Source organism: Burkholderia sp. Ac-20365, from assembly GCF_017104715.1.
Classification (GTDB): domain Bacteria; phylum Pseudomonadota; class Gammaproteobacteria; order Burkholderiales; family Burkholderiaceae; genus Paraburkholderia.
Genome location: NZ_JAAGPI010000018.1, coordinates 1 through 19,316, shown reverse-complemented (window position 1 = coordinate 19,316; position 19,316 = coordinate 1). Strand labels below are relative to the sequence as shown.

Below are 19,316 nucleotides of genomic sequence, written 5' to 3'. Positions count from 1 at the left end.
TCAATGACTCCGCAAGCTGGGTGCGACTTTGCGCGGCCCGGATTCGTACCACGCCTGTGAACGGTTCACGATGCCCACGACAAGCAGCATCACAGGCACTTCGATCAACACGCCCACGACGGTTGCGAGGGCCGCGCCCGAGTGAAAGCCGAACAGGCTGATTGCCGTGGCGACCGCCAGTTCGAAGAAGTTGCTTGCACCAATCAGACTCGATGGACCCGCGACGCAATGCGCGACGCCAAGCCTGCGATTGAGCATATAAGCCAGACCGGAATTCACGAACACCTGAATCAGGATCGGCACGGCGAGCATTGCGATCACCAGCGGCTGCGCGACGATGGCCTGACCTTGAAACGCGAATAGCAGGACCAGCGTCGCGAGCAACGCGCAGATCGACCACGGGCAGAGCCGCGCAACGACGCTATGGAAATGCGCTTCGCTTCGTTGCAGCAGCGAGCGGCGCAACACTTGCGCGATTGCCACGGGAATGACGATATAGAGCGCAACGGATATGAGCAGCGTGTCCCACGGCACCGAAATCGCCGACAGCCCGAGCAGCAGGGCGACGAGCGGCGCGAAAGCCACCACCATGATCGAGTCGTTCAAGGCCACCTGCGAAAGCGTGAAATACGGATCGCCTTTGCACAATTGCGACCACACGAAGACCATCGCGGTGCAGGGCGCCGCCGCCAGCAGAATCAGACCCGCGACGTAGCTGTCGAGTTGTTCGGCAGGCAGCCAGGGCCGGAACACGTGGCGGATGAACAGCCAGCCCAGCATCGCCATCGAGAAAGGCTTCACGAGCCAGTTGACCACGAGCGTCACGCCGATGCCGCGCCACTGGCTGCTGACCTGCTTCATCGCCGAGAAGTCGATCTTGATGAGCATCGGGATGATCATCACCCAGATCAGCACGCCGACGGGCAGATTGACGTGCGCGACTTCCATGCGTCCGATCGCCTGAAAGAGGCCCGGGAGTAGCTGGCCGAGCAGCACGCCCGCTACGATGCACAGCGCGACCCAGACGGTGAGATAGCGCTCGAAGAAGCCAATCGCGCGAGCCTCAGCGCTCATCGTGTTCTTCTGCCGGACGCTCGCCAATGGCCCGCATTTCACGTTGAATCGCGTTGTGATCGAGCATATGCAATGGCAGGTTCACGAACTGGCTGACGCGATTCATGATCTGTCGATAAACCTTGTCGAAGACCTTGCGCTTCTCATCGTCGGTGCCTTGCGCTGCGGCGGGATCTTCGAAGCCCCAGTGCGCGGTGACCGGCTTGCCTGGCCAGATCGGACAGACTTCACCGGCGGCCTGATCGCATACGGTGATGACGAAGTCCATCTGCGGCGCGTCGGGCGTCGCGAATTCGTCCCAGCTTTTGCTGCGCATCGCTGCGGTGTCGTAGCCGAGTGCGACGCATTTCTCGATCGCAAACGGATTGACCGCGCCCGATGGATGGCTGCCCGCGCTGTACGCGCGAAACCTGCCTTTGCCAAGCACGTTGAACAATGCTTCGGCCATGATGCTGCGTGCGCTGTTGCCGGTGCAGAGAATCAGTACGGAATACGTTTTGTCGCTCATGTGCGGGGCTGGCGTGATGCGAAGTGATTGAAGGCGGCGTGCGTGTGCATCCGCTTCACGTTTCGTCTACACAGCAACTGGAAAGACCGCTGGCGGCGCATGGCGCGCCCGCGCAGCAGTTCTCAGTGAGAAAGCCGATCAGCGTCGTCATAGCGTCGAAATTCGCGGTGTAGATGACGAAACGTCCTTCCTGTCGCGGACTCACCAGTTCAGCGTGTGTGAGGTCCTTGAGGTGAAACGACAGGCCGGAAGGCGAAATACCTAACTGCTGCGCGATCTCGCCCGCCGCCATGCCTTCGGGGCCGGCAACGACGAGCTGGCGAAAGATCGCGAGACGGGATTCGTGAGCGAGCGCGCCGAGCGCGCGTACGGCGGTGTTCGTGTCCATGAGGGCACTTTACATCGATCGATTTTATATTTCAAGAAATGTTGAAATGAAGGGGCGAAGAGTACGGTGTGATCCTCGAAACGTCGCGCGGTGATCGCAGAAAAGCTCCGCTATAATCCGGGCGATGAACTTCCTCCGGACCTTGCTCCTCGTGCTGCTTTGCGCTGTGCTGCCCATCAGTGGGCTGGCAGCGAGCGGCTTGACGGGCGACTGTCCGATGCAGATGAGCATGAGTTCCGACGACGCCAGCGCGATGTCGTCGGAGATGCCCGGTTGCGAGATGACGAAGTCTTCGCCAACGGGAAAAGCCAGAGGCTTCTTCTGCAAGGCAACGGCGCAATGCCAGCTTGGCAGTCTGTATCACCCGGTGCCTGCCATCGAGGTAACCCGTCCCGCCGGGCTCACCAGCCCAGTCGTCTTCCACTACGCGCAGTCGCTCACCGTCCGCGAGCCGGCCGGTCTCTGGCGACCTCCTCGCGCGATCTGATCCCTTGCTGACAGGTTCGCCGCATTAGCGGCGAGGTCGTCCTGCATTCAGGACGTGGATTCCCTTTGGGACTCCGCCGTTGGGGTTAGACATGCCATCCACTTTTGGCACGCCGTCATACCGGCGTGCGTCGCTGCGCGCGCATTCGCTTGTCGCCGCGCTGATGCTCGCGAGCGTGGCCGCTCACGCTCGGGAAACACCCGTCACACTCGACGCCGCGCTTCAGGCCGCAACCGATCATTCCGCCGCGATGGGCGCGGCGCAGGCGTCGGTGCGCGCCAGTTCGGAAGCGGCGTTACGCGCCGGCCAGTTGCCCGATCCGACGCTCAAGGCGGGCGTCGACAATCTGCCTGTGACGGGGCAACAGAAATTCACCGTCGGCCAGGATTTCATGACGATGCGCCGTATCGGCATCGAGCAGGAATGGGTGTCGGGTGAAAAACGCCGGCTCCGGTCCGAACTGGCGAACGATGTCGTCGACCGGGAGCGGGCGGGATATCTTGCCCAGCTCGCGAACACGCGGCAGCAGACTGCTACCGCATGGCTGAACGCGATCTACGCGAAGAAGGCGGTCTTGCTGCAGCAGGAACTCGTCGATCACATGACGCACGAGCTGGACGCGACGAAAGCGTCGTATCGCGGGGCAAAGGCGACCGCTGCCGATGTCACGCAGGCGCAGGCGATGCTGGCACAGACACAGGACCAGCTGCTCAAGGCCCGGCAAACATTCCAGACCTCACTGATCGGTCTTTCCAGATGGACGGCGACCCCCGTCGCCGACGTCACCGGCGAGCCGCCCGCGCCGCGGTCGTATGTGTCTTCGCTGCCGCCAGAGGAATTGCGCGAGGTGCAGCCCGCACTCGTTGCAGCGTCGCGTGACATCGCCGTCGCCGATGCCGATACGGCCGTCGCGAACAGCAACCGCAACCCGAATTGGACATGGGAAGTCGCCTATCAGCAACGCGGTGGCGCGTACTCGAACATGGTGTCGATAGGCGTCAGCATTCCGCTGCCGATCAATCGCAAGAATCGCCAGGACCGCGATGCGAGCGAAAAATCGGAACTCGCCACGCGGGCGCGGCTGATGTACGAAGACGCGCAACGTCAGGTGGACGCGGACATCCGCACGCAGTCCACGACGCTCGACAGCGGTCGCGAGCGCATCACTCTTCTCTCCAACTCCCTGCTTCCGGTTGCGGGCCAGCGCGTGCAGCTTGCGACTGCTGCCTACAAGGCGGGCACAGGCTCGCTCGCCGATACCTTTGCCGCGCGGCGTGCGCAGCTCGAAGCCGAACTTCAGGTGCTGGACCTGCAGCGCGACGTGTCCCAGACATGGGCGCAGCTCGAGTATCAGGTGGTGCCGGCGTCGATGTCCGTGGGTCAGTAAAGGAGACCAACATGCAAAAGAAACAACTGGCGCGCGCGGCACTGATGGTGTTCGCGGCGGCGGCGCTGCTCGCGGCTGGCTATGTCGCCGGCACGCATCGTTCGACGACTGACGGAGCAGGCGCCGCCGTCACCAGCACGACGTCCAGCGACAAGGCCGACCCGGCAACGGGACGCAAGGTGCTGTACTGGCACGACCCGATGGTCCCGGCGCAGCACTTCGACAAGCCGGGCAAATCGCCCTTCATGGATATGCAGCTTCAGCCTGTCTATGCGGATGAGGGCGGCGGTTCGACGGGCATCAAGATCGACCCCGGTCTCCAGCAGAACCTTGGCATCCGATACGCAACCGTGCGCAGGCAGGAAACGTCGGCAGGATTCGATGCTGTCGGCACCACGCAGTTCGATGAATCGAAGTCGGACGTCGTTCAGACGCGCGTGACGGGTTACATCGATCATCTCTATGCGAGTGCGCCGATGCAGCGCATCGCAAAGGGTGCGCCAATCGCGTCGCTGTTCGTGCCTGACTGGCTCGCGCCGCAGGAAGAGTATCTCGCGCTCAGGCGCGGCGGTATGAATGGCAGCTTGCTGGAAGCGTCCCGGGCCCGAATGCGTGCGCTCTCGATTCCCGATGGCGTCATCGCGGCGCTCGAGCGGAGCGGCAAGGCGCAGACGCATATCGTGCTGACTTCGCCGGAGACGGGCGTCGTGAGCGAGTTGAACGTTCGCAGCGGCGCGATGGTGACGCCGGGGCAGACGCTCGCGAAGGTCGCAGGTCTGTCGAAGCTCTGGCTCATCGTCGAGATTCCCGAGGCGTTGGCGCTCAGCGTGCAGCCCGGCATGACAGTCGATGCGACGTTTGCCGGCGACCTGTCGCAGCGCTTCAACGGACAGATACGCGAAATCCTGCCCGGCATCAGCAGCACCAGCCGCACGCTGCAGGCGCGTCTGGAAATCGACAACGCCGCGCTCAAACTGACGCCGGGCATGCTGATGCGCGTGCGCGTCGCGGGTCAGAAGGCGGTATCGCGGCTACTCGTGCCGTCGGAAGCGGTGATCGCGACGGGCAAGCGCTCCGTTGTCATCGTGAAGAACGGCGATGGCCGTCTGCAACCCGTCTCGGTAACAGTGGGCAACGACGTCGGCAACGAGACCGAGATACTCAGCGGACTGAACGACGGCGACTCGGTCGTCGCATCCGGCCAGTTCCTGATCGATTCCGAAGCGAGCCTGAAATCGGTTCTGCCGAGACTCGACAGCGGTACGGCAGCCGAGACATCTGGTTCGACGCAACCTTCCGCGCCCGCAGCGACGCAGACGTACGAGACGACCGGCAAGGTCGAAAAGGTCACGCCGAAAGACATCACGTTCTCGCATCAACCTGTTCCAGCGCTCGGCTGGCCTGCGATGACGATGGCCTTCAGCAAGCCCGCGTCCGATGCATTCGCGGACATCAAGCCCGGCGAGACGGTGCATTTCGTTTTCAGGCAATCGGATGACGGCTACCAGTTGACGAAGGTCGAACCTGCAGGAGGTGCAAGATGATTGCGCGCCTCATTCGCTGGTCCATACACAACCGGTTCCTTGTGCTGCTCGCGACCGTTCTCCTGACGGCGTGGGGCGTCTATTCGGTCACGCAGACACCGCTCGATGCGTTGCCCGATCTGTCCGACACGCAGGTAATCATCAAGGCATCGTATCCGGGCAAGGCGCCTCAGGTCATCGAAGACCAGGTGACCTATCCGCTCACCACGACGCTGCTCGGCGTGCCGGGCGCCAAGGCCATCCGCGCGTATTCAGCGTTCGGCGACGCGTTCGTCTACGTACTGTTCGATGACAAAACCGACCAGTACTGGGCGCGTTCGCGCGTACTCGAATATCTGAACCAGGTGCAAAGCCGCCTGCCGCCGGGCGCCACGGTCTCGCTGGGACCGGACGCGACGGGCGTAGGCTGGGTGTACGAGTACGCACTCGTCGACCGCACCGCGCAGCACGATCTCGGACAACTGCGTGCGTTGAACGACTGGTTCCTGAAGTTCGAATTGAAGTCGGTGCCGGATGTGTCGGAGGTCGCGAGCATTGGCGGGATGGTGCGTCAGTACCAGGTCGTGCTCGATCCCGACAAGCTGCGCGCGTACGGCATCACGCAACAGAGGGTGGCCGATGCGCTGGGCAAGGCCAATCAGGAATCGGGTGGCTCGGTGGTCGAACTCGCCGAATCCGAATACGTGGTCCGCTCGTCCGGCTATCTGCATTCGCTGGATGACTTCCGCCACGTCGTGCTTCGGACAAACGATGCCGGTACGCCCGTGCTGCTCGGCGACGTGGCGCGTATCCAGATCGGACCGGAAACGCGGCGCGGCGTCGCTGAACTGAACGGTCAGGGCGAGGTGACAGGCGGCGTGATCGTCATGCGTTCGGGCAAGAACGCGTTGTCGACCATCGAGGCCGTCAAGGCAAAGCTGGCCGACCTGAAGCGCTCGCTGCCGCCGGGTGTCGAGGTCGTCACGACCTACGACCGCTCGCAACTCATCGACCGCGCAGTGGACAACCTCAAGGACAAGCTCATCGAGGAGTTCATTGTCGTCGCGCTGGTGTGCGCGGTTTTTCTGTTCCACCTGCGCAGCGCGTTCGTGGCGATCCTGTCGTTGCCGCTCGGCGTACTGGCCGCGTTCATCGTGATGCGCTATCAGGGCATCAATGCGAACCTGATGTCGCTCGGCGGCATTGCGATTGCCATAGGCGCGATGATCGATGCAGCCATCGTGATGATAGAAAACGCGCACAAGCATCTGGAGGCGTTCGAGCATGCGTTTCCTGATAAGGAACTCACGGCTGCACAGCGCTGGGAACTGATTGCCACTTCCGCCGCCGAGGTCGGGCCCGCGCTGTTCTTCTCGCTGCTGATCATCACGCTGTCGTTTATTCCGGTGTTCTCGCTGGAAGGACAGGAGGGCAAACTCGTGTCGCCGCTGGCGTACACGAAGACGTACACGATTGCGGCCGCAGCGGGGCTGTCCGTGACGCTCGTGCCTGTGCTGATGGGGTATCTGATCCGTGGCCGCATTCCGCACGAGAACGCCAACCCCATCAACCGCGTGTTGATCCGGCTGTACAGGCCGCTGCTCGAAGCAACACTGCGCCGTCCATGGCTTGCCATTGGTGTCGCCGTCATCGCGCTGGCTGCCACTATCGTCCCCGTTTCGCGGTTAGGCGGCGAATTCCTGCCGCCGCTCGACGAAGGCGACCTGCTGTACATGCCGACCGCGCTGCCGAGTATCTCCGCCGAAAAAGCCAGCGAGTTGCTGCAGCAGACCGACCGGCTCATCAAGACCGTGCCGGAAGTGGCGACCGTGTTCGGCAAGGCAGGGCGCGCCGACACTGCGACGGATCCGGCACCCGGTCTCGAGATGTTCGAGACGACGATCCAGTTCAAGCCGCGCAGCCAGTGGCGGCCCGGCATGACGCCGGAAAAACTGGTCGATGAACTCGACCGCACGGTGAAGGTGCCCGGGTTGTCGAACGTATGGGTTCCGCCGATTCGCAATCGCATCGACATGCTGTCGACGGGCATCAAGACGCCCGTCGGGGTCAAGATTTCCGGCCCCGACCTGACGCAGATCGACAGGATCGCAACCCAGGTCGAGGCGGCCGTGAAGGGCGTGCCGGGCGTGACCTCCGCGCTTGCCGAGCGCTTGAATGGCGGGCGATATATCGACGTCGATATCGACCGGCTGACGGCGGCGCGCTATGGGCTGTCGGTGGCGGATATCCAGGCGGTCGTGTCGTCGGCGGTGGGCGGGGAAAACGTCGGCGAGGTCATCGCCGGACGCGAGCGTTTTCCGATCAACATTCGCTATCCGCGCGAGGTGCGTGATTCGCTGGAGAAGTTGCGCCAGTTGCCCGTCGTCACGGAGCGCGGTGCGCAAATCCAGCTCGGCGATGTCGCGCATATCGCCATCAACGATGGTCCGCCGTCGATTCGCAGCGAGAATGCGCGGCTCTCCGGTTTCGTCTACGTCGATATCCGCAATACGGATCTGCAGTCGGCCGTGAAAGCGATGCAGCGCGCCGTCGCGGAGAAGGTGACGTTGCCGCCGGGCTATTCGATCGCGTGGTCCGGACAGTTCGAGTATCTGGAGCGAGCGGCAGCGAAGCTGCGCACGGTGATACCCGTGACGCTGGTCGTCATCTTCGTGCTTCTGTTTCTCACGTTCAATTCGGCAGCCGATGCATTGCTGTTGATGTCGACGGTGCCATTCGCGCTGGTCGGCGGGTTCTGGCTGATCTGGATGCTGGGACACGCGGTGTCGGTTGCGACGTCGGTCGGGTTCATTGCGCTTGCTGGCGTTGCAGCGGAGTTCGGCGTCGTGATGCTGCTCTATCTGAAGGGCGCGCTCAATCGCCGCCTTGCAGACGGCGAACCGTTCACCGAGGCCGTGCTGCTCGATGCCATTCGCGAAGGCGCGGTGCTGCGCGTGCGGCCGAAAGCAATGACGGTGGCAGTGGTGCTCGCGGGCCTCATCCCCATCATGATCGGACACGGTGCCGGCTCCGAGGTCATGCAGCGCATCGCTGCGCCGATGGTCGGCGGCATGGTCACTGCGCCGCTTCTTTCGATGTTCGTCATCCCTGCCGCCTGGTTGCTGTTGCAGCGTCGCCGCGCGCGACGTGCGAGCCACGAGCGGTTCCCCGAAGTCGTCCCACACGGCACGAGCGTGCCCTTTACCGAAACTGGAGAAACCCGATGAAGAAATGGATTGTTGCGTCTGCTGCGCTGGCAGCTGTGATGGCTGGACCCGCATTCGCCGGCGACGATATGGCAGGCATGAACATGTCGATGAAGCCTTCCGCGGCGAAGGTGTCGTCGAACGCGGCGCTAACCGATGCGGAAGTCAAAAAGGTCGACACAGCGACAGGCATGGTCACGCTGAAACACGGCGCGCTCGAGAACGTCGGCATGCCGCCGATGACGATGGCCTTCAAGGCGAAGGATGCAGCGATGTTCAGGCAGGTTCACGAGGGAGACAAGGTCAAGGTTCGCGTCGAGAATGTCGATGGCGCATTGACCATCGTCACGTTGAAGAAGCAGCCTTGAGTCGTTGAAACTGAGGTGCAAGCCGATTCGCCTCGCGAACCGGCTTGCATACGGCCTCATAGCCCTAAAGCCCGCCCATCGCTGCGTGGATCGTGCGCGCCCGTCAAACCTTGCGCATCGATGCGAATCGCGCCAGGGTGTCCTGCCAGCTGACTCTGCTCGGGAATCGGACTCAGTTGATGGCCGCGCGCCGCGAGTTCGTTGAACACGGATGCACCAGCGTCCTGCTCCAGCTTCAACGTATCGCGGCTGTCCGAGAACGTCTTGCCGAGCAGAAAACGTGGCCGGCGCAGGGCAGTGAGCGGGTCCATGCCGTAATCGATCAGGCGCGTCAGCACGGCGGCCAGCGTCTGCGGCTGCCCGTCCGCGCCTTGCGTTCCATACAGCAGATGCGGCCGGCCTGCTTTCAGATACATGCCGGGATTGAGCGTATGAAATGGCCGCTTGCCGCCGCGCACGACATTCGGACTGCCCGGATCGAGGCTGAACGACGCGCCGCGGTTGTGCCACAGCACGCCTGTGTCACCGAGCACGACGCCGCTGCCCCAATCGAAGTACACCGTTTGCAGCATGCTCACGCAATTGCCGTCCCGATCCGCCGCGCCGATATAGACTGTGTCGCCCGTCTTGAACATGTGCGGCCACGGCATCGCGCGATCCATGCGGATACGCTGCGCATGAGCGTCGAGCGTCGCGGCCGACAGCAGCCGGTCGACGGGGACATCGACGAAGTCCGGATCGGCGACATAGCGGTTGCGATCGATAAACGCCAGCTTCACCGCCTCGACGAGCACGTGGTAGTAATCGGCGCCGCCTTCGGGAATCGACGACAGATCGAACCGGTCGAGAATGCCCATGATTTCCAGCGTGGTCACGCCCTGCGTCGGCGGGCGCAAACCTAGCAACTCGCCGTCGCGATAGGCGACGCGCAGCGGCACTTCCTCGCGGGCCTGGGCGCGCGCGAGGTCGTCTCGTGTCAGTGGCGAGCCGACCTGCTTCAGTCCGGCCGCGATCCGCGCTGCGACATCGCCTTCGTAGAACTCGCGGCCGCCATGCGTCGCGATGGCATCGAGACTGCGCGCGAGCGCGGGCTGGAAGAATTGCTCGCCCGCTTGCGGAATGCGGCCGCGCGGCGCGAAGACTTCCGCGAAGCCGTTCCAGCCCGACAACTCGTTCGCCCGGAATTCATGCCAGAACTGCTGAGACGGCGTGACGGGAAAGCCATTGGCTGCATAGTCGATCGCACGCGAAAACAGTGACGACCATTTCTGCGTGCCGCGCCACGCCGTCTGGCTCAACGCGTACGCCTTGTCCCAGACGGCGACGGTGGCGGCGGCCGTGAGCGTCGCGCCCGGTCCACGCACGGGAATCGCGTCGCGGTACTCAGGAACATTCGACGCAGCCTGGCCGATGCCCGACAGCGTGCGAACGTTGCCGGCGCGATCGCTGATCACCATGAACGCATCGCCGCCGAGACCCGTAAAGTGCGGATACGTCACGCTCAGCACGGCGCCGATCGCAATGGCGGCTTCGATCGCGTTGCCGCCCGCGCGAAGCACGTCGAGCCCAGCTTCGCTCGCCAGTTCATGCGGACTGGTGACCATGCCGTGAGGCGATTTCGCGAGCTTCGACGCATCGGCCACCTGTGCCGTCTCGTTCGATGCCGATTGCGCTAACACTTCCATCCCGCCTCCATCGTATGTTTGCCGCGCGTGTCTTATGCGAACGCGCGCGGCGACCGTTCTGCAACTTGCCTCAGACCTCGGGCTTCCAGCCTTTCCACCAGCGATGCGCGGTCGCTTCCGGCGCCGAGTAACGTTCCTTCACCCATGCATAAGCTGGTCCGAGCGCGTTCATCGCGATCGCGGCGCCCAGCGCCATCGCGGGATCGTGTGCGACAGGACCGAAACCGCCGAACAACGTGCCGAAGTACGTCGCAAAGCCGAAGAACATGCCGGGAATGAAGTTCAGGCAGACGAACAGCCGTGCGAGCGCCATCATCGTGCCGTTCAGCGTGAACAGGATCACCATCTGCGCGAGCACGAGCGAATTGCCGCTGAACTGTTTCGACGCCTGCTCGAAACCTAGCACGATCAAAAATGCAAAGCATGAACCGACGGGCAACGTCGGCCAGATGCGCTTGAGGTTCTTCGCGGTCGGGCCGCCCATTGCGAACGTTGCGGCCCAACTGATGAATATCGCCCATGGCGGCAAATGCAACGGCAACATCGCAATCGGAATCGTCGTGACGGCGAGCAACGATGCAACGATCTCCGCTGGCAGCTTCTTCATGGTTGTCTCCTTGAGTTTTATAGGACTTCATTGCGCGCAACAGCACGCGTGCCGGTGAATCTCGGCATGGTGATGCGTGACCACTGTGATGCGCCCACGCTTGACGACCCACGATCTCGGCGGGATATCGAGCAGAGCGTCGGCCACCTTGTACGTGTCGAGAATCACGAGATCGGCCTGCTTGCCCACGGCAATGCCGTAGTCGCGGTCGAGCCCGATTGCACGCGCGGCGTTGTGCGTGCCCATGTCGAGGATCGCCTGCTGATGCTCCGGCACGCCGAACTGCGCGACGTGCGCAAGCATATTGCCGATCAGCAGCATGTCTGCCTTGCCGAATGGCGTGAACGCGTTGCGCACGTTGTTCGACGAATAGGCGACGTTCACGCCCGCGTTGTGCAGTGCCTTGACGGGCGTGAGGCCGCGTCGCTGGTTCGCCTGGTCTTTGCGGCCGCCGAGATAGAGATCGGTCGCGGGCAAGGTGACGATGCTGATGTCGGCGGCGCGGATCTGGTCCATCAGCGGGCCGAGCGTATCGGCATCGAGCGAGCCGAGGCTCGTCACATGTCCGAGCGCGACGCGGCCCTGATAGCACGTGTCGATGGTCTTCTGCGCGATGTACGCGATCGCGGAAAAACGCGGGTCCGTGGTGTCGTCGGCGAAATCGGCATGCATGTCGACGGGAAGATCGAAACGCTGCGCCATGTCGAACACCATGTCGATGTGACGTTGCGTGTCCGCCCAGTTCAGTTCGTTGTACGGGCAACCACCGACCACATCCGCGCCCATGTTGAGCGCTTCGGTCATCAGTTCGTACGTGCCCTGCGACTTCAGAATGCCTTCCTGCGGGAAAGCGACGATCTGCAGATCGAGCAGGCTCTCGTATTCGGATTTCAGTTCGAGCAGCGTCTCGACACCGATCAACCCCTGGATCAGATCGACATCGGGATGCGCGCGTATCGCCACCGTGCCGTTGCGCACGGCCATATCCAGCACCTGACGCGAGCGCGCCAGCACGTCGTCGCGTTCCTGCCTGCTCTTCAGAATGCCCGTCACGCGGATCGCTTCGTCGAGCGTGCCGAAGCGCGCAGGCAGCCGGCGGTGCAGCAACGCCTTGTCCAGATGCAGATGCGCTTCGATCAACCCCGGAATGGCGGCGCGTCCTTCTGCGTCGATGATCTCGTCCGCCGATGCATCGATGCCCGGCTCCAGCGCCACGATGCGTCCGTCGCGGATCGCGATGTCGACGGTCGGATCGTCGTCGCGGACGCATACGTTTCTGATCAACAGATTGACGTGCATGAAGCGCTCTCCTTGCATAACGGACGGATTGAAGATGATGTGGGCCGCGCCAGCCTCTGCGTTGAGAAAAGAGTAAGGGCGCGCGCCCTGGCAAGGCATCGGGATCGACTGGTTTTCGTCTAGGATTTTCCCGAGACGCACCGCACAAAGCGAACGGACTTCAGGCGTCCGTGCCCGTGGCGATCAGGCCGTGCTGGATGGCGTAGTGAACGAGTCCCGCCGTCGACGGGATGTCCATCTTGGTGAGGATGTTGGCCTTGTGCGTGCTGACGGTTTTGCTCGACAGCGACAGGCAGTGCGCGATTTCGTTGATGCCGCTGCCTTCGACGAGCATCTGGAAGATCTGGAATTCACGCGCCGTGAGCTGCGTGTGCGGAAACGAACTCGCTGGTTGATGCAATTGCTTGATGAGCTTCTCGGCGACCAGCGGCGAGACGACGGTGCCGCCTCGCGCGACCTTGCGTATTGCGCCCATCAGTTGATCGGACTCGGCATTCTTCGTGAGATAGCCGGCTGCGCCGGCGCGAATGGCCTGCACCGCGTATTGCGATTCGCGGTACATGCTGAGCACCAGCACGGGCAGCGACGGGTAGCTTGCCTTGATCTGCTGGATCAGCGCGATGCCGCTCTTGCCGGGCATCGACATGTCGAGCAGCAGCACGTCCACGGATAACGCGCGCAGTTTCTCGATCAGGTCCGCGCCGTCGATCGCTTCCGCGACCACCTGCATGTCCTGTGCCGTGTTGATGATTTTCTTCAGGCCATCGCGAATGATCGCGTGGTCGTCGGCAACCATGACGCGCATCATCAGTGCGCTCCCGACGGGTTATGCAGCGGAATGCGCGCAGTGACGATCGTTCCGTGTCCGGTGCGGCTTTCCACGCTGAGCTGGCCGCCGAGCATCAACGCGCGCTCGCGCATGCCCAGCAGGCCTAGACTGCCGCTGCCGGCGGCGCGCGAGGTGTCCATTCCGCAGCCGTCGTCGGCGATCGAGAGAACACAGTGATCGTCGCACGCATGAATCTCGACGATGACGCGAGACGCGCGCGCGTGCCGGCTCACATTGGTCAGCGCTTCCTGAACCACGCGGAAGATTGCGGTGCTGCGTTCGGCATCGATCTCATGGGCGAGCGCTTCCGACATCGACAGCCGCAGTTCGCACGGCAAGCCATTGCGCTGCGTGAACGATTCCGTCAGCCATTCGAGCGCGGCATGCAGGCCGAGTTCATCGAGCACAGCTGGGCGCAGATCGGACGCAATCCGATGCACGGCGTCCATGGTGGCGTCGACGAGGTCCTTGAGCATCTGCACATGACTGGCATGCTCGGGTGTGGTCGCCGCTGTTTCTGTTTGCAGGTAGTTGAGTCCGAGTCGCAAGCCACTTAGCAACTGGCCGAGTTCGTCGTGCAGTTCGCGTGAGATGCGCGTGCGTTCTGCTTCGCGTATCGACTGAAGATAGGCCGAGAGTTGCCGCAATTGCGAGCGTGACTCGATCAGTTCCATCTGAGAGCGCTTGAAGTCGGTGATGTCGCGCGAGATGCCGACGGTGCCGACAACGTGTCCCTCGTCATCGCGGATCGGCATCTTGACGGTATCGAACCAGCGCAGCGTGCCATCCGCGCCCTTGCGGGTTTCCTCGTAGCGTCGACGCACGCCGCCTTCGAGCGCCGCGCGATCCGTGGACAGGTACACCTTGCCGAGTTCGGACGGCCAGACCTTGTCAGGCGTGCTGCCGATAATCTCTTCTTCGGTGCGGCCGCACGCGGTGATGAACGCTTCGTTGACGAGCACGTAGCGGGATTCCGTGTCCTTCAGCCACGCCTGGTCGGGGATGTTGTTCAGGATTGCACGGTGCAGTTCGCCGTAAGTCTCCACCGTTCCTCCTCGAAAGGGCGCAGGTTCCAACTCTGCTTCGCGACGCGGCTCGCGGTGCGGGCGGGCGTCCGCTTTCAATATATCCAGAGTGACGACGGCGCGCGCCTCTAGTTTTCCCGCATATTCATCGCCTGCAGCAATTTATGAGTTTTGTTTCTTTGTGCGCGGCAACGACGCCTATACACCGTCGATTCGCGTGCGTTGAATGCAGTCGATGAAGTACTCGAGGCTCGAACTCAAGACGAGATCGCGGCGATGCATGAGGCCGAGAGTCAGGCGCGACATGGATGCATCGGTATTCAGTGGCGCCATGTGTCCAAGCCGGACCTGTTCTTCCAGCAGGAACTGAGGCCACACGCTGACCGTGCCGGGCTCTTGCGCAAGTTGCGCATAGAGCCGTTGCGATGTGCAGACGTTCACGCGAGACGGCAACGGCAGCGTCTGGCTGCCGCACAGTTCGCGCCAGAAAGCGGGAAGACTGTCGCGTGTGTGGTTGTAGAGCCAGCGCGCGCCCGTGAGTTTAGTCAGGTGCGTTTCGCGTGCCAGCGGATCGTCGCGTTGAACGGCCAGAACCTGCGTTGATTCGCCGAGCGGCACGACACGGTATTCGGCCGTGACATCGCTGTCCGCGACGAATGCCACGCACAGGTCGAACGTGCCGTCGCGCAATCCGTCGATGATCTGCGTGGGCAGGCATTCATACACGTTCAGCCTGACGTCGGGCAGCCGATCGCGAAACGCGCGCAACGCAGCGGGCATTGCAATCGATGAAGCGAGCAGCGATACGCCGACAGACAGCGTGCGCTCTGCGCCCGATTTCATTTCTTCGAGTTCGCGTTCCGCGCTCGTGATTTCGGCCACGATAGTGCGCGCACGTCTTAGCAGCGTTTCGCCGTAGCGCGTGAGGCGTACGCCCGAGCCGCTGCGCTCCAGCAACTGCACGCCGAGTCGCGCTTCCAGTTCTTTCATGCTCTTTGTCACGGCGGGCTGCGACAGGTTCAGTGCATCGGCGGCGGACATCAGCGTGCCGTGTTCGGCGATCGCGACGAGCATCTGCAACTGCGTCGTCTTGAGAGTTCCGCGTTCCATAAGCAATAGCTATGAGCATGAGAAATTGGAAATCGCCCGCTGCCGTCGCGCCCCTAGTATGCGAACTCCGGCACAGTCGAACGCCCGGAGTATACAAGGAGGAACACAGTGGCAACGAACGCACTCGACATCGATATCGACGAACTGGTGGCATTGCGGCGGGACATTCACGCGAACCCCGAAATCGCCTTCGACGAACACCGCACGAGCGAACTCGTCGCTGCAAAGTTGCGTGCGTGGGACATCGAGACGCATACGGGCGTGGGAGGCACAGGCGTTGTCGGCGTCGTGCGCGGGCTGCGCGGCAAGGGGCGCCCGATCGCATTGCGCGCCGATATGGACGCGCTGCCGATGGAAGAAGAAGGCCGCCCGCTGCACCGTTCGCAACGGCAAGGCGTGTTTCATGGATGCGGGCACGATGGACACACGGCGATGTTGCTCGGCGTCGCGCGCCACTTCTGCCGCAATCGCGATTTCGCTGGAACCGTCGTGCTCGTGTTTCAACCGGCGGAAGAAACGGGCGGCGGCGCGAATGCGATGCTGGCGGACGGTCTCGAAGAGCGCTTCGCCTACGACGAAATCTACGCGCTGCACAACGCGCCGCACTTCGCGCCCGGCACGTTCGGCGTGCTCGATGGCGCGATGCTGGCTTCGTGCGATGAAGTCGTGATTCGGATCGACGGTGTCGGCGGTCATGGCTCGGCCCCTGAAAAGACCAAAGACCCGGTGATGGCGGCTGGACAACTTATCTGCGCATTGCAGACGGTGGTGAGCCGTTCGATCGAACCCAGCGCGACGGCAGTCCTGAGCATCGGCAGCGTGCATGCGGGCAGCGCGCCGAACGTGATCCCGTCTCACGCGGAATTGACGGGGACGCTGCGCGCATTCGACGAGAGCGTGCGCGCGCTGGCCAAGACCCGCATTCGCGCGATCTGCGAGGGCATCGCCATTGCGAGCGAGTGTGCGATCAGCGTCGAGTTCTGTAACAGCTCACCGGCGACGATCAATCATCGCGAGCAGGCTGCAGCCGCTGCGCGCGTCGCGGAGGGCATCTTCGGCACCGATAACGTGCTGCGCGATTTTGCGCCGCTCAATGGATCGGAAGACTTTTCGGAGTTTCTTTTGCGCCGTCCCGGCGCGTATGCGCTGCTTGGCCAGGGCGGCGTGTACTGCCATCACCCCGAATTCGATTTCAACGACGACGTGCTGCCTCTCGGCGTGCGTTTCTTCGTGGCGCTCGCCATGGCGCGCTGCGCAGCGTAGTCCCTTTCCGATTCACACCCTCAAGGAGTTTTCGATGAAGCACCACGTATTGCGTGCGCGCAGTGTTGCGCGTGTCGCGACGGCATTGTTCGTCGCCGCCATCGCGATGCAAGCAACGAGCAGCGCGTTCGCTGCCTCGACCTTGCGCTTCGGCACCGATCCGAGCTATCCGCCATACGAGTACAAGCTGCCTGACGGTCGACTCGCGGGACTGGACATTGATATCGGCAACGCGATGTGCGCCGCGGCAAACGTCAAGTGCGTGTGGGTGGAAAGCAGTTTCGACGGATTGATCGCCGGTTTGCAGGCGCGCAAGTTCGATGCGATCAACGCATCGATGGCGCCGACAGCGGCGCGGCGGGCTGTGATGGACTTCACGCAGCCCGTCTACGCAGCGGATATCCGCCTCGTCGCGGCGCGCGGCAGTCGGCTCACGCCGGATACAGCGTCGTTGGCGGGTAAGCGTGTGGGCGTGCTGCAAGGCTCGACGCAAGCGGCGTTCGTGAAGGCGAACTGGGAAGGGCGCGGCGTGCAGGTTCACGAGTATCAGGATCAGGACAGTATTTACGCCGACCTCGTCAATGGACGGCTCGATGCGACTGTCGTGGTGGGTTCGGCGGCGCGCCTGGGCTTTCTCGCGAAGCCGCAGGGCGCTCGCTTCGAACTCGCGGGTCCGCGTATCGACGATCCGTCCATTCTCGGTGCGAGCAGCGTGATTGGCGTGCGCAAGGGCGATGCGCGGACCCTGCAGGCGCTCGATGCCGCACTCGCCCGGCTTAAGCAGGATGGCACGATTGGCCGCCTCGAGAAGCAGTACCTCGGTGACGGACAAGGCGGCAAGTGAAGCAAAGGCGGGCGGTTCTATTAGCCCGCCACGACAACGTATAACGACAGCGGGGACATCAATTGAATAAGGCACATATGGCCGCCGCATTGCTGGCGGGATGCGCGCTTACGCCTGCGTGGGCTCAAAGCACCGTCACGCTATATGGTCTGGTCGACGAGGGGATCGACTACACGAGCAATGTTCGTGGTCACGCAGTATGGGAAATGATGAGCGGCGCTGCGCAGGGCAGTCGCTGGGGACTCAAGGGAGCGGAAGATCTGGGAGGCAAACTGACGGCCTTGTTTCAGCTGGAGAATGGCGTCGATGTCAGTTCGGGGCGGCTGATGGAAGGCGGCCGGATGTTTGGACGTCAGGCTTATGTCGGTGTTGCGCACGCTGATCTCGGCACGCTGACGTTTGGACGTCAGTACGATTCGCTCGTCGAATATCTGGCGCCGCTGACTGCAAACGGTAACTGGGGCGGCTTTCTGTTCCAGCATCCGTACGACAACGACAATACCGACAACTCATTCCGGCTCGACAACGCGGTGCAGTTCAACAGCGCGAACTTCGGCGGATTCCGGGCTGGCGCGACTTACGCGTTCTCGAATAATCCGGGGCAGGTGTCGACGAACAATGCGCAGAGCGTCGGCGCGAGTTACACGGTCGGAGCTCTGACGCTCGGTGCGGCCTGGTTGAACGTGAGGAACCCGGGCGCGAATGCACTCGGCGCGGTCACTACCGACGATGCAGGTTTTGTCGCCGCGCGTCACCGCATCTATGGCGCAGGCGTCAACTATCTGCTGAACCAGTGGACCGTGGGCTTCGTGTACACGCATACGGATCTGCAGGACCCAGTCTCGTACTCGTACATCAGCGGCTCGATCGTGCCCGCGGGACAGCACACGACCTCGCTCAGGTTCGACAACTTCGAACTGAACGCAAACTGGGCGATTACGCCCGCACTGATGTTCGGCGCAATGTATGACTACACCCAGGCGAAACTCGATGCGTCGGCTGGATCGTATCGGCCGAAATATCACACGTTTGGAATGATGCTCGACTACAGCCTGAGCAAACGCACCGACATCTACGCACAGGCCAGTTATCAGAAGGCGATTGGTGCAGACAGCGGAACGTCGCTCGATGTCGCCTACACGGGCGGGGCCGACGATAGTTCGTCCACGCAGCGCCAATTCGTCGGACGAGTAGGTTTGCGTCATAGATTTTGAATGCGGCTGTTCTGTCGCTAAGTCGTTGATTCAATGGGTGAGTAGGTTCAGAAGGTGAGTGCTTGCCGAATTGGCCCCGCAAAATTTATGAAGATTTTTCGAAATGGGTGTTGACAGCTCCCTTGGGGTCTCGCATAATTCGGCCTCTCCAAACGACGGAGACGCAAGAAAGCAGCAGAAAACAGCGGCTTTTTAGCGAATGTTCTTTAAAAATCAACAGCCGATAAGTGTGGGTGCTCGATGGCGACGCACGGTGGTTTTCGAACTGCCGGAATAGCGAAAGTAATCGAGTCTCACACAGAAGTAATTGAGGAAGGTTTGATCAATCAAATCTTTCGTCAGTGATTTTGAGTGAGCGACCGGTTCTTAACGGAACCGAAAAACAGTAACAGGTTTGAACTGAAGAGTTTGATCCTGGCTCAGATTGAACGCTGGCGGCATGCCTTACACATGCAAGTCGAACGGCAGCGCGGGGGCAACCCTGGCGGCGAGTGGCGAA

17 protein-coding genes and 1 rRNA gene are annotated in these 19,316 nt (G+C 62.3%); 9 read left to right on the top strand and 9 right to left on the bottom strand.

Annotated features, from left to right (window positions below):
- Genes arsB through G3O01_RS26265 form a run of 3 tightly spaced genes read right to left on the bottom strand, consistent with a single transcriptional unit; the run spans position 1 to position 1,970 of the window.
- A complete protein-coding gene (gene arsB, locus G3O01_RS26275) occupies positions 1-1,074 on the bottom strand; it encodes an ACR3 family arsenite efflux transporter (protein WP_205809553.1) in 1,074 nt (357 codons plus the stop codon).
- Entirely contained in the window at positions 1,064-1,582 is a 519-nt protein-coding gene (locus G3O01_RS26270; RefSeq protein ID WP_205809552.1) for an arsenate reductase ArsC, read from the bottom strand. The genes arsB and G3O01_RS26270 overlap by 11 nt, the downstream gene beginning before the upstream one ends.
- 55 nt (positions 1,583-1,637) lie before the next feature.
- Positions 1,638-1,970 carry a metalloregulator ArsR/SmtB family transcription factor gene (locus tag G3O01_RS26265; protein ID WP_205809551.1) on the bottom strand — a complete coding sequence of 111 codons (333 nt, stop codon included), beginning with the start codon at positions 1,968-1,970 and terminating at the stop codon, positions 1,638-1,640.
- Between the two features lie 124 nt (positions 1,971-2,094).
- Between G3O01_RS26265 and G3O01_RS26260 the strand changes: the two genes are divergently transcribed.
- From G3O01_RS26260 to G3O01_RS26240, 5 genes are all read left to right on the top strand, one after another.
- Complete coding sequence (locus G3O01_RS26260; protein ID WP_205809550.1) at positions 2,095-2,457, top strand: hypothetical protein; 363 nt, start codon at positions 2,095-2,097, stop codon at positions 2,455-2,457.
- Positions 2,458-2,548: 91 nt separating this feature from the next.
- On the top strand, positions 2,549-3,844 hold the full coding sequence (locus tag G3O01_RS26255; protein WP_205809549.1) for a TolC family protein: 1,296 nt from the start codon (positions 2,549-2,551) through the stop codon (positions 3,842-3,844).
- Positions 3,845-3,855: 11 nt separating this feature from the next.
- Positions 3,856-5,388 carry an efflux RND transporter periplasmic adaptor subunit gene (locus G3O01_RS26250; RefSeq protein WP_205809548.1) on the top strand — a complete coding sequence of 511 codons (1,533 nt, stop codon included), beginning with the start codon at positions 3,856-3,858 and terminating at the stop codon, positions 5,386-5,388.
- Positions 5,385-8,594, top strand: a complete 3,210-nt coding sequence (locus G3O01_RS26245) for an efflux RND transporter permease subunit (protein WP_205809547.1) — start codon at positions 5,385-5,387, stop codon at positions 8,592-8,594. Before G3O01_RS26250 ends, G3O01_RS26245 begins: the two co-directional genes overlap by 4 nt.
- Positions 8,591-8,941 (top strand): copper-binding protein, encoded by a 351-nt coding sequence (locus G3O01_RS26240; RefSeq protein WP_205809546.1) that lies wholly within the window; start codon positions 8,591-8,593, stop codon positions 8,939-8,941. The genes G3O01_RS26245 and G3O01_RS26240 overlap by 4 nt, the downstream gene beginning before the upstream one ends.
- A 56-nt stretch (positions 8,942-8,997) precedes the next feature.
- Here the strand turns inward: G3O01_RS26240 and ggt are convergent, their stop codons facing one another.
- From ggt to G3O01_RS26210, 6 genes are all read right to left on the bottom strand, one after another.
- Entirely contained in the window at positions 8,998-10,545 is a 1,548-nt protein-coding gene (gene ggt, locus G3O01_RS26235; protein ID WP_241024287.1) for a gamma-glutamyltransferase, read from the bottom strand.
- Positions 10,546-10,696: 151 nt separating this feature from the next.
- The gene (locus G3O01_RS26230; protein ID WP_205809544.1) at positions 10,697-11,233 is read right to left on the bottom strand and encodes a DUF1097 domain-containing protein; all 537 of its coding nucleotides are present in this window, start codon (positions 11,231-11,233) and stop codon (positions 10,697-10,699) included.
- A gap of 27 nt (positions 11,234-11,260) precedes the next feature.
- Positions 11,261-12,532 (bottom strand): amidohydrolase family protein, encoded by a 1,272-nt coding sequence (locus G3O01_RS26225; RefSeq protein ID WP_205809543.1) that lies wholly within the window; start codon positions 12,530-12,532, stop codon positions 11,261-11,263.
- A 160-nt stretch (positions 12,533-12,692) separates the two neighbouring features.
- Positions 12,693-13,340 (bottom strand): response regulator transcription factor, encoded by a 648-nt coding sequence (locus tag G3O01_RS26220; RefSeq protein WP_205809542.1) that lies wholly within the window; start codon positions 13,338-13,340, stop codon positions 12,693-12,695.
- Positions 13,340-14,407: a PAS domain-containing protein gene (locus G3O01_RS26215; protein WP_205809541.1), complete on the bottom strand. Its 1,068-nt coding sequence runs from the start codon at positions 14,405-14,407 to the stop codon at positions 13,340-13,342. The genes G3O01_RS26220 and G3O01_RS26215 overlap by 1 nt, the downstream gene beginning before the upstream one ends.
- Before the next feature lie 177 nt (positions 14,408-14,584).
- Positions 14,585-15,496, bottom strand: a complete 912-nt coding sequence (locus tag G3O01_RS26210; protein ID WP_205809540.1) for a LysR family transcriptional regulator — start codon at positions 15,494-15,496, stop codon at positions 14,585-14,587.
- A 108-nt stretch (positions 15,497-15,604) separates the two neighbouring features.
- On the opposite strand from G3O01_RS26210, the gene G3O01_RS26205 reads away from it, so the two are divergent.
- The 4 genes from G3O01_RS26205 to G3O01_RS26190 form a co-directional block, all read left to right on the top strand.
- Entirely contained in the window at positions 15,605-16,759 is a 1,155-nt protein-coding gene (locus G3O01_RS26205; protein ID WP_346779223.1) for an amidohydrolase, read from the top strand.
- Positions 16,760-16,793: 34 nt separating this feature from the next.
- Positions 16,794-17,603 carry an ABC transporter substrate-binding protein gene (locus G3O01_RS26200; RefSeq protein WP_205809539.1) on the top strand — a complete coding sequence of 270 codons (810 nt, stop codon included), beginning with the start codon at positions 16,794-16,796 and terminating at the stop codon, positions 17,601-17,603.
- Positions 17,604-17,680: 77 nt separating this feature from the next.
- Positions 17,681-18,817: a porin gene (locus G3O01_RS26195; RefSeq protein ID WP_205809671.1), complete on the top strand. Its 1,137-nt coding sequence runs from the start codon at positions 17,681-17,683 to the stop codon at positions 18,815-18,817.
- A gap of 396 nt (positions 18,818-19,213) precedes the next feature.
- Positions 19,214-19,316 (top strand): 16S ribosomal RNA (locus G3O01_RS26190); the annotation flags it as partial.